This is a genomic window from Actinoallomurus liliacearum, from assembly GCF_039542035.1.
Lineage (GTDB): Bacteria > Actinomycetota > Actinomycetes > Streptosporangiales > Streptosporangiaceae > Actinoallomurus > Actinoallomurus liliacearum.
Map to the genome: position 1 here is coordinate 1 of NZ_BAABHJ010000047.1, position 1,152 is coordinate 1,152.

At 55.7% G+C, this 1,152-nt stretch carries 1 rRNA gene; it reads left to right on the top strand.

What is annotated here, in order from left to right:
* Positions 1 to 1,152, top strand: a 23S ribosomal RNA gene (locus tag ABD978_RS43655); the annotation flags it as partial.

Genomic DNA, 1,152 nt, shown 5'->3' on the forward strand with positions numbered 1-1,152 from the left:
GCGATATGCCCCGGGGAGTTGGCAACCGAGCGTTGATCCGGGGATTTCCGAATGGGGAAACCTAGCACCTGTCATGGGGTGTTGCCTCCGTCTGAATTGATAGGGCGGTTGGTGGTAACGCGGGGAAGTGAAACATCTCAGTACCCGCAGGAAGAGAAAACAACATGTGATTCCCTGAGTAGTGGTGAGCGAAAGGGGATGAGGCTAAACCATGCGCGTGTGATAGCCGGCGGGCGTTGCGTGTGTGGGGTTGTGGGAGCGTTCTTGCTCAGGCCGCTGTCTGGGCGTGGAGTTATAAAACAGCAGGGTAGTCGAACGATCTGGGATGGTCGACCGTAGTCGGTGAGAGTCCGGTAGGCGAAATCTTGTTGTCTTCATTGAATGTTTCCCGAGTAGCACGGGGCTCGTGAAATCTCGTGTGAATCTGCCAGGACCACCTGGTAAGCCTGAATACTCCCTGGTGACCGATAGCGGACTAGTACCGTGAGGGAAAGGTGAAAAGTGCCCCGGTGAGGGGTCGTGAAATAGTACCTGAAACCGTGTGCCTACAAGCCGTCAGAGCTCCCGCATCCTTGTGGTGTGGTGTGATGGCGTGCCTTTTGAAGAATGAGCCTGCGAGTTATGGTGTGTGGCGAGGTTAACCCGTGTGGGGGAGCCGTAGCGAAAGCGAGTCTGAATAGGGCGTTTTTAGTCGCATGCTGTAGACCCGAAGCGGAGTGATCTACCCATGGGCAGGTTGAAGCGCGGGTAAGACCGCGTGGAGGACCGAACCCACCAGGGTTGAAAACCTGGGGGATGACCTGTGGGTAGGGGTGAAAGGCCAATCAAACTCCGTGATAGCTGGTTCTCCCCGAAATGCATTTAGGTGCAGCGTCGCGTGTTTCTTGCCGGAGGTAGAGCTACTGGATGGCCTAGGGGGCCCACAAGCTTACTGAAGTCAGCCAAACTCCGAATGCCGGTAAGTGAAGCGTGGCAGTGAGACTGCGGGCGATAAGGTTCGTAGTCGAGAGGGAAACAGCCCAGATCACCGGCTAAGGCCCCTAAGCGTGTGCTAAGTGGTAAAGGATGTGGAGTTGCCGTGACAACCAGGAGGTTGGCTTAGAAGCAGCCACCCTTGAAAGAGTGCGTAATAGCTCACTGGTCAAGTGATTC